A 10356-nucleotide genomic window follows, 5' to 3' on the forward strand; every position below is an offset into this window, starting at 1 on the left:
GTATTATTCCGGCATAGCTCAGTTGGTAGAGCACCTGACTGTTAATCAGGGTGTCGACGGTTCGAGCCCGCCTGCCGGAGTCAAAATTTTAGTTATGCCGGCTTAGCTCAGTTGGTAGAGCATCGGTATCGTAAACCGAGGGTCGGGGATTCGAATTCCTCAGCCGGCATCTATTCGACTGACTCATTTATGAGACTGTGAACGATTAAACGTTCACAGTCTTTTTTATTACAACGGATCATACAGGCGCTTAAAAATAGTCTCAAAAAAGGATACAGACTGCTTTTTTAAAAATGGTATAGATAGGAGAATGCCTATATACTTACATTTATTTCAATAATTTTACTTGTGGTATAGAAAAAATAGTGGTAGTCTGGAAGCATCGAAGGGTTAATAAATTAATGTAAAAATTTTGGAGGCAATTATTATGGCAGAAGTCTTAATTGTATGTGGTAGTGGCATTTCAAGTCAATTTTTGAAGGAAACAGCCCAGCGTTCTACAGAAGCCTATCACGCACCGATCACATTTGATTCGACAAGTTTTTCAGCCGCAGAATCAGAGAACATCGACGGCTACGATTTGGTTTTAGTGGCACCGCAAGTTAGCTATGACTACAGCATCTTAAAAGCTGAAAATCCGCGTTTAGAAACTATCCCAGATGATATCTATGGTTGGTTGAATGGTGAAAGCTTGGTTAAATTCGCTATGAATGAATTAGAAAAGAATAAAATCGCCGGTTAATAAAAATTAACCTTAAGTGAATAAACCATCCAAAAACTTTTCTTGGACTGAAATCCCAGAAAATGAGCTACAACGGGCATTTTCTGACTAAATCACCGTTGCGCTACGACGTTTTACGGCGTATAATACCCTATATTGATTCAATTAGAAAATTATGAGGAGCGGGGAGCCGCTCCTTTAGTTGTCACTCTAGGTAAATAAATGGTTTTGCTGCGAGTGAGAGATGTTTGGAGGTATTATTTTTGGATAACCAAGGAAAGAAAGAACTGGATCGTTCCTTCTTCGGGCAACCGCGTGGGTTGTCGACGCTGTTCTTCACTGAAATGTGGGAACGGTTCAGTTATTATGGTATGAAGGCAATTTTGATCTACTATATGTACTTCTCAATTGCTAAGGGTGGTCTGGGCATGGATAAGGGGCTTGCCGCCTCTATCATGTCGATTTATGGGTCGTTAGTTTACTTATCCTCAGTGCTTGGTGGCTTTTTAAGTGACCGAATTTGGGGCAGCCGTAAGACGGTATTTTACGGCGGGGTCTTAATTATGTTTGGGCACATTTGCTTGGCTTTACCAGCTGGTAAGATTGCGTTATTTATTTCAATTTGTCTGATTACTATTGGTACTGGGCTGTTAAAGCCAAACGTTTCTGAAATGGTTGGGACTCTGTACGGTGAGACGGATACTCGTCGTGATTCTGGGTTTACCATTTTCGTGTTTGGTATTAACGTCGGCTCTTTGATTGCACCATTTGCTGTCAGTGGCATGTGGACCGCATTTAATTTCCACGCTGGTTTCTCTCTGGCTGCTATTGGGATGTTCTTTGGGTTAGTTTTCTATCAGTATGGTGGAAAGAGATACCTGAGTCCAGATTCGCTTTATCCTGATGATCCGCTGGAACCAGGAGACGCTCGTAAGTTGTCATTCCGGGTACTTCTTGGTGCGATTGCGTTTGCTCTTATTCTACTGATTATGAAGGTCTTTAATGCCTTAGACATCAGTTCGTTTATCACGTTGCTGAGTGTCATTGCCGTTTTAACACCTGTTGCATACTTTACGGTCATGCTGACAAGTAAAAAAGTCGAGAAGAAAGAACGTTCGCGTGTTTGGGCTTACGTACCTCTTTTTATTGCCGCAGCTATATTTTGGGCAATTGAAGAGCAAGGATCCGTTGTTTTAGCACTCTTTGCGCAAGAACAAACGAATAACACCTTGCATATCTTTAACTGGGTCATCCATATTAACCCAGCCAACTATCAATCATTGAATCCGCTGTTTATTTTAATTTATACGCCGATCTTTGCTACGCTGTGGACTAAACTCGGTAAACGCCAGCCATCATCGCCATCCAAGTTTTCGATGGGGATGCTGATTGCGGGACTGTCATACCTGTTCATGGTGATCCCTGTGTCCATGTTCGGTGCACATGCTGCTGTTAGTCCACTTTGGTTAGTTGGTAGCTGGGCAATTGTTGAAATTGCTGAATTACTGATCTCTCCAATTGGGTTATCAGTTACCACCAAATTAGCACCACGGGCATTCCAGTCGTCAATGATGAGTATGTGGTTCTTAGCTGATTCAGCTGGTCAGGCCGTTAACTCACAAATTGTTAAGTTCTATACACCTGCGAACGAAATTCCTTACTTTACTATCATTGGGATTGTTTCCATCGTCGCTGCAGTTGTCTTGTTCTTCATGATCAAGCCAATTAAGCGCCTAATGGGCGGTGTTCGTTAAGCAAAATGCTCTAAAGTTGTGTTACGATATTGTCGTAGCACAACTTTTTTGATTGGGGAAAAATAATGGTTAAAGTAGCGATGGTCAGCGATCTGCATTTAGATATTAATAAAGTCAACGTTGACGAAGTGCTGGCTCAAGAAAGCGACTGGTTAGCAGCTCACGAAATTAGCGTCTACTTGATTGCAGGTGACCTGTTTAATCATTTTGAAAAATCATTGTCATTTGCCGAGCAACTTCAAAAAATAACGCCTAACACCGCGATTCGTTTTGTGGCCGGTAATCATGACATGGTCAATGACATCACTTACGATGAGCTTCAGGAGCCAATATCAGCAACCTATATCCATCATGGCTACTATGACGTACCTGGAACTGACTGGCGAGTGATTGGGAATAACGGTTGGTATGATTACTCCTTTTCAGCAGGATTACATCGGCCTGATTCAGACTTTTGGCACTGGAAAAAGGCTTACTGGATCGATGGCGCTATTAAACAGCCAATGACTGATCCGGAGAGATTAACGTTAGAGCTTCAGCAAATTGAAATACAATTAAAGGTTGCTCAAGCAGTTCATAAACAGGTCTTATTCATGACCCACTTTGTGCCTCGAATCGAATATGTTCGAGTGACTCATGACAATCGGTTTTGGAATATGGCCAACGCAATGTTGGGCAGTGTTCGAACTGGCGAACTACTGTCACGTTACCACGTTCGTCGAGTCTTATTTGGTCACATGCACATCCACCCGGAGCCGCGTCAAATCAGTTCTGCCATATATTATGATCAGGCGGTCGGGTATGGCACCGCCCGTCGGCATGAGTGGCTAACGGATACTTTTGAGAGCGAATGGCTGACGCGTGTGCGAGTGATCAACCTGTCAAACAGTCAGCATTTAAATGCATGAAACCAACATTTTTGTGGCAAATTCACTAAATCCAGCTTGACTATCCTAGCTGGAATTTGGTATCATAGTGAAGTTGATTTATAGCGAATCAATTATGGATGGGTAGCGAAGTCTGGCTAAACGCGGCGGACTGTAAATCCGCTCCTTCGGGTTCGGTGGTTCGAATCCACTCCCATCCATTTATTTATTGGGCTATAGCCAAGAGGTAAGGCAACGGGTTTTGATCCCGTGATGCGCTGGTTCGAACCCAGCTAGCCCAATTCAATTGGACGTTAAGATTCAGTTGACTGGATATACAAGCTATTGTATAATTATAAAGTAAATTTAGGTAACACCTTTGGACGGGTAGCGAAGTCTGGCTAAACGCGGCGGACTGTAAATCCGCTCCTTCGGGTTCGGTGGTTCGAATCCACTCCCGTCCATTCTATTAATGGGCTATAGCCAAGAGGTAAGGCAACGGGTTTTGATCCCGTGATGCGCTGGTTCGAACCCAGCTAGCCCAATTGTTACGCCTTATAGAGTCGTCATTGGTATCTTCGGATACGGTGGCGATTTTTTTATTTGACCATTTTGTGTTTGTAACTGGGTCGCTTGATCGATGATTGGCATATATCAATTTATCTGTATACCTTTATCAGTCACAACTTAAGTCAGATTGAAGTGCCACTGTATTTATCCTATAATCAAAATGTACAATGGTGGTGTCAAAGAGATTTGTTAAGGGGGTCAACATTGTGCATCTGTGGCAATGAGTGTCATAACAAATTTGCAGCATTTTGATGGCTATAAAAGGTTTGAAATGTCTAACAGTAGGTCAGTTAATTAAAAAATGGGGTAGGTAAAATGAATAAACTATTAACTGAGAAAAGAAAAACTGTCAAAAGTTCAATTATGATTGCATCATTAGTTCTTGGCGGCTACATTGTGTTTGGTGATACCCTAGCAGTAAAGGCTGATACGTCTCCAGCCGATGTCCAGAGCACAGCGTCAAGTGTGAGCTCGGCTGCCGATGTCCAGAGCGCGGTTTCGGCGGCGAATACTAATTTAGGCAGTGCGGCAACTAACTATCAACAGGCTAGTTCGGCAGCAAGCAGCGCCAACGCCTCCTTGGCGACAGCCTCCAGTACGGCCTCGGCTGCTAATGCAACCTCATCGCACATTAGTCAAGTTCAAAATGAAGTGAATAGCCAGGCAAATGTGACAAGTGCGGCTAATAATCAAGTTGCAACTGACCAAAATAGCGTATCCAGCGCATCAGCTGCAGTGGGAGTTGCTCAAACAGCTAAAAGCACTGCCGATACGGCGGTAACGAATCAAGCAGCGGTGGTTGATCAAGGTCAAAAAACGGTTAGTGCGGATCAGAGCGCCATTGATGCAATGAATCCGACACAAGTTGATCAGAATTTAACGACGGCGCAAACGGCAGCGACAACTGCCGATGCAAATGAAGTCCAAGCGTCACAGGCAGCTGATACCGCAAGTACTGCGGCTAACAGCGCTTCCGTCGCTAACAGCACCGCGCAATCGGTGGCTAAAACGACCAACGCAACATACGAAACTATCGAGATACAATTAACTGCTGCACAGGCAGCTTACAATGACGCGTTAGACGAAGAAGCTAAGGCTAAAGCAGCCCGGGATGCTGACCCCTCATCAGTTCAGCTCCAATTCAATTACATGGTTAAAATGCAGGCTGCCATCAATGCCGAAAATCAGGTCACTAATTTTACAGAAAGCGCAGTCAATGCCCTGACGGCCTCTACAGGCGCAGCAGAAAAAGCCCAAACAGCACAAAATAATTTAACTGCTGCACAAATGGCGTTTACCCAGGCACAAACGAGCCTAGCCACTGCTCAACAGCAGGTTCAAGCTGCACAGGCTGCTTTGGTCAGTGCCCAAACCGCTGCGGCAGCCTTGCAAGCTGCGCAGGTCCAACTAACCAACGATCAAAATAAGTTAGCAACTGCTCAAGCGTCATTGAATGAACTGCAGGGCGTTGCGGCCCAAAAAGCCACGGCGTTATCAGATGCACAAATGGCACTTCAACAGGCTCAACAACAGTTATTGGCTAATGGTCAGACAGCTTCAACTGCCCAACAAGTTTTAACAACCTTGCAACAGCAGTTGGCAACGTTACAGCAGTTGGCTGATGATTTAACCGCGGCGCAAGACGGGGCTAACAAGGCGAATGCTTTACTGACGGATGCGTTATCTGAGTATACCAACGCCCAGAAGTCCTATGATGAAGCTTTGCAAAATTACCATATGGGTTTGGCGATTGACCGTGTCATGCAAGGTCAAAATCAGCCTGGTGATGGTAACACGACAACTGATACGCAAACTGATAATAACCCTACTAATTCTGGAAATACTGGCGCAGAAAACGGTGTTTCAAATACCTCTGCGGGTAATTCCACTACGACTGATCAGACCGCTGACGCTACTTCCGAAGGGAATAATCAGGGTCAATCAACAGGTGAAAATAAAACGGTTGGGTCAGGCGCAACCGCGGTGCAAACCAATACTGCAGCAGATACTGCTCGCACCACTAGCAGCGCCGCTCAAGTCGAGCCGGCGAAGCTGCAAAGTGGTTCCGCAACGGGTGGTAAACAAAATAACGGTCAGACGGTTGACCAACAATTACCACAAACGGCAGAGCAGTCTGGTAAGACCACTGTCATCGGCGCACTGTTGTTAGGATTAACGTCACTGTTTGGTTTATTTGGACTTGATAGACGTCGTAATGGCTAATCGGTAATTCACAAAATTTCAAGATAGGTTAAGCAGCAAGGTCAGTTTTGGCTTGGCTGCTTTTTTGTTGAATAAGGTAAGAAATGCAGGAACGAAGCTTCGATTTAAATTCAATTATACTAACGAATTTGATCTTCAGTCCCCAAATAAAAACCATTACTTGTTCTTTTAAATGATATTTAAGTGGGCAATAATTCTCGATACAGTCTGTGGTCTTACTGCAGGATAATATATCTCGCTAATTTGAGCTTAGATTTCTCTGCGTACGTTAAGCGTTAGTACCAATTTTATCTTGTCAGGCTTTTATTCTAAAAATTAGAAGAATATAGCAAGTTGTCTATCGCTCTAATTCATAGAAGTCATTATATAAAAACGTATTGCAATGGAAACATCAATAATTATAAAAATTATACAAAATTTAAATAATGTATCTTTCTAATGATTTTATATTGGGATTTCACTACAGCCTCTAAGGCTAAGAATACTTCTTCTCATTTTTTAATTGTCTCATGGAAAATGTAAAAATATAAATCTTCCCTCTTGATTATGTTTGTGATAATATAAAACCTGAAACAGGTGGATTACTGAAAAATGATTTGATTAGTCAAGTAATTTACTAGACCATTTTTCTCAGCGAGGATTTCATAGTGTGCAGGCGATTATGGGAAAATCGTGCATGTCCATAAAATGAAAAAGCAATGGGGGAATAGTTTAAAGATTATCGAAAAATCTCTAAGAATAACCATCTTGGGGAAAAGGAGCGCGAAAATTTACATTTTCGGATGTATAAGGCTAAAAAGCTCTGGCTATTTGCCGGCATGTTTTTATTAGCTTCTTTGGGTGTGGGTACTTCAGCTAAAGCTGACACAACGTCTGCAAATGTCCAGTCACCTGCTGAACAATCTAGTTCATCTACAACTTCTACAGACAGTGCATTGTCGTCTTCAAAAGTGGCTTTAAAGTCCTCTACAAGCGAGGATAGTACTGCACCATCTTCTGCTGCAAGTAACGCCACGGCGACAACTGCCACTAGCAAGGCAACCAGTCAGGCTCCTTCTGCAGCATCTTCAACAGCCACTGGTTCAGTTGCGTCAAGCAGTGATCAGTCCCAGGCATCCACCGCAAGCACGAAAATTAGCGATTCACCAAGTACATCGGCAGTCAAGGCTGGCGATGATATTAGTGTGCCTTCAACTACTAATGGTTCTACCTCTTCAGCCGCGGTAACGAGTGGCTTGGCTTCAGGTGCAACCAGTAGTTCTTCAGCTGCTAATCAAGGAAATGCCAGTTCAGCTGCTAGTGCAGCACTGCCTTCAGCAGCGTTGCCAACCGCAGCTTTGAACACGAATGGTAAGATTGCAGTTTACTCACAACAATTAGTTGATCCAACCTTGGATGAATTAAACCTTGCTAAGGCAGCCGTGGCGTCTCTTTACCTGAAAAATGGGACGCCAGTTGAGGTCGATGCGATTGGTGCAGGGACAAGTCTACCCGTTGGTGATCCAACAAACGCTAATTATCAGGCCGGATATCAGGCTGCTTATAATGATATTAAGAACCACAAGGGTTTGGCCAGTACTAAAGGTGTGGGCAATGTAATTGGGGGTATCCCTGTTCTTGGTGTGGACTATACGCTTCTCAATAATCTTTATGGACTCGGTAAAGTTTACGAAGCTGGCAGGATTGCGAATGGTGCTGATACCAGCAAAGATATTCACTATACTGTTGATAATTTGAATCAAAATGATACGAATACGAACATCCCGACAACGACTACCAACACGCCGTATAATATCGACATTAGCAATCCAGATTCTTGGTGGATAGATTCTAAGAATGATGGTATATCTACGTCTGGGAGTTTTTGGGGCATAGGTGGCACCACAACTAATTTACAGAAAGATACGCAATTTCAAGCCGGCTATCAGGCGTTTATCAAGCAGTGGGCTCAGGCGTTAGATGATTTTTATACGGATTTAGGAGCCTCATTGAAAACGAATGGTGATGCGTATGCTAACGCGATTCCTTACCAATCTGGCGTTAATCCAGGGAAAACGATTCCATTAAAGATTTGGGAACCCTTACAGGGCTATAATATTACCGGCCATACTCTTGATAAAATTTCACTTGCTGGTGGCGGTCATATTTTAGATTTATACAATAATGCAGCAACCTCTGCCCTTAACAGTATTAAGAGCCAGGTTACGGACAGCTCCGCTTTAAATGCGATTCAACAGAATTTAAACGATCTGGTTCACGTTTGGAATTTCTACATTCCACTATTTCAGCCACTTATTCAGTCTTATCTAGAAAAGGCTATTATGAGTAACCCAGTTTCATTATCTGGTCAAAATGGGTTTGATGTCCAATTTTTAAATGATGGCACGACTTTTGCTGATATTACTTTTAAAATTATGGCTGGATTTAGTTACGGTGGAGCAACCATTGGTGTTGGTAGTAATGTTAAGTTCCCTCAAGAAATCTTTTCGGAATTTGTTACTCAAATTTACCCGGCTATCCGAAACGTGATTGAACACGTGGATTATGAGGCGGCTATTGATGGCGAAAACGACTTTTTCAATGACTATTTGAACAAAAATAATGCTATCAGTCGACAAGGTAATCAACTTGTTACTAGTGACAGTGTCAACACGTCGAATAAAATTAATTTTGATAAAGATCAAGCGGCAGGTAACAGCACCCTGCTCTCTCACGACGGCTTCTATCAAACCGCAGATACTTATTTGGGTAAGATCAAACAAGCTGCATTTAACGCGGCTATTTCCGGTCAAGGAGACGATGCCAGTCAATTTCTTTTGAATAGCAGTAATACCAATGGACAGACAATTGTTAAAGACAAGAATGGCAATATTTATCAAGATTATTCAAAAAATCTCGGCGATACCAATGCGATGATTCAAGCAACTTATGATGCTGAATATCAAGCCGTTAAGCAAGCTATCGTCGACTATCAAGCGGGGGTTAAGCATAACTATAAGGTCACTTATACGACCTATGCCGATGGCTCATATTCATATGTTTGGAATCAAGTTGCCGGCAGTGATGGAACGTTCACTTGGACAAATCCTGCCTCAGTAGATGATACTAAGGGTTGGTACAAGGGCGTCATTGGCAGTGCAACATCATACACGGATGGTCAATCTGGAACGAATGCTAACAAATATGCTTCATACGATATTATTGTTGCAGACTACAACAACATGTGGAACTACCTTGATAGTCAAAAGACCGTTACTCCCGCGACAGTAGTTGCTACGGTTCATTACGTTTACACTGACCCGCAGACTAGCCAGGCGTATAACGTTGGCGATGCTTATGGTGTTGGTGTGGATGGTACCAATGTGACAGTCACTCTGACGCCACCAGCTGGTTATTCCTTGGTTAATTCTTCGGTGAAAACTTGGACTACTACGTTGAATGCTAAAATAGCAAATGAAACCACAGTGGCAGTGACACCAATTATTTATACTTCATCTAATCCTGGAACTCTGCCAGGGACCTCAATCGAATATTTGTCAGGTACCGCAAATGTGACAACTAAAGCAACGGATGCAACTGGCAAAGTTGTGGAAAATGACGGGCCAACGGCAGTTGCGATTACTCGTACAGCCCATGTTGATCCGGCTTCAAAGCAGGTCGTTTATTCTACTTGGCAGACTGCTAACGGTCAAAGTATTATTGCCGCTAAGCTGGATGATGCTCAACTGCAGGCGTTGGGCGGCGCAAATTCTGTTCCGGTTGTTTCTACGACCATCACTACTAAGAGTTCGCAGCAGGATCAGACAACATATCCGAATGGTGTTTTAAATACACTTTCTGGGAATGTTGACATTACTGGTGCAGCACTTGGCAATGGTCGTGTTACTAACGCGGTAAAGAATTCAAGCGGTAATGATAATGAATATCTAGGGCAGACACCTGAAGAGATCTTTGATATAACACGAAACATTACCTTCACGCAAAGTGCGCAGGATGTCAGTGTTAATTTCATTGATAAAGATTCTGGAGCAGTTATAAAGAGTGCCCAAATAATTAATGCTAAAGATAACCATTTAGCAGTGGGACAGCAATTTACAATTGATCCAAATGCTTACCCGGTTAGTGGGTATACGTATGTTGGTTATGGCGTGGTAACCAATCCAACAACGGGCAATCCTACCTTGACTTTAAGTGGGACGGCTGCCAATCTTATTAACTTGAT

5 protein-coding genes and 6 tRNA genes are annotated in these 10356 nt (G+C 43.0%); all 11 read left to right on the forward strand.

Annotation, left to right across the window (positions count from 1 at the left end; translation table 11 throughout):
• The first annotated feature begins 7 nt into the window (after nucleotides 1-7).
• Nucleotides 8-80, forward strand: a tRNA-Asn gene (locus tag GM612_RS11980).
• A 16-nt stretch (nucleotides 81-96) separates the two neighbouring features.
• Nucleotides 97-169: transfer RNA gene (locus GM612_RS11985), tRNA-Thr, on the forward strand.
• 258 nt (nucleotides 170-427) lie between these two features.
• Nucleotides 428-742, forward strand: a complete 315-nt coding sequence (locus tag GM612_RS11990; RefSeq protein WP_155432596.1) for a PTS sugar transporter subunit IIB — start codon at nucleotides 428-430, stop codon at nucleotides 740-742.
• A 242-nt stretch (nucleotides 743-984) separates the two neighbouring features.
• Nucleotides 985-2475, forward strand: coding sequence for a peptide MFS transporter (locus GM612_RS11995; RefSeq protein WP_155432597.1), 1491 nt, complete (start codon nucleotides 985-987; stop codon nucleotides 2473-2475).
• Nucleotides 2476-2540: 65 nt separating this feature from the next.
• Nucleotides 2541-3383: a metallophosphoesterase gene (locus tag GM612_RS12000; protein WP_155432598.1), complete on the forward strand. Its 843-nt coding sequence runs from the start codon at nucleotides 2541-2543 to the stop codon at nucleotides 3381-3383.
• Between the two features lie 96 nt (nucleotides 3384-3479).
• Nucleotides 3480-3562, forward strand: a tRNA-Tyr gene (locus GM612_RS12005).
• A 9-nt stretch (nucleotides 3563-3571) separates the two neighbouring features.
• A tRNA-Gln gene (locus GM612_RS12010) sits at nucleotides 3572-3643 on the forward strand.
• A gap of 79 nt (nucleotides 3644-3722) precedes the next feature.
• A tRNA-Tyr gene (locus GM612_RS12015) sits at nucleotides 3723-3805 on the forward strand.
• A gap of 9 nt (nucleotides 3806-3814) precedes the next feature.
• A tRNA-Gln gene (locus tag GM612_RS12020) sits at nucleotides 3815-3886 on the forward strand.
• A gap of 340 nt (nucleotides 3887-4226) precedes the next feature.
• A complete protein-coding gene (locus GM612_RS12025) occupies nucleotides 4227-6134 on the forward strand; it encodes an LPXTG cell wall anchor domain-containing protein (RefSeq protein ID WP_155432599.1) in 1908 nt (635 codons plus the stop codon).
• A 782-nt stretch (nucleotides 6135-6916) separates the two neighbouring features.
• Nucleotides 6917-10356 (forward strand): KxYKxGKxW signal peptide domain-containing protein (locus GM612_RS12030; protein WP_173021284.1); only part of this gene is annotated, 3440 nt, incomplete at its 3' end.

The organism is Secundilactobacillus folii (genome assembly GCF_009720675.1).
GTDB lineage: Bacteria > Bacillota > Bacilli > Lactobacillales > Lactobacillaceae > Secundilactobacillus > Secundilactobacillus folii.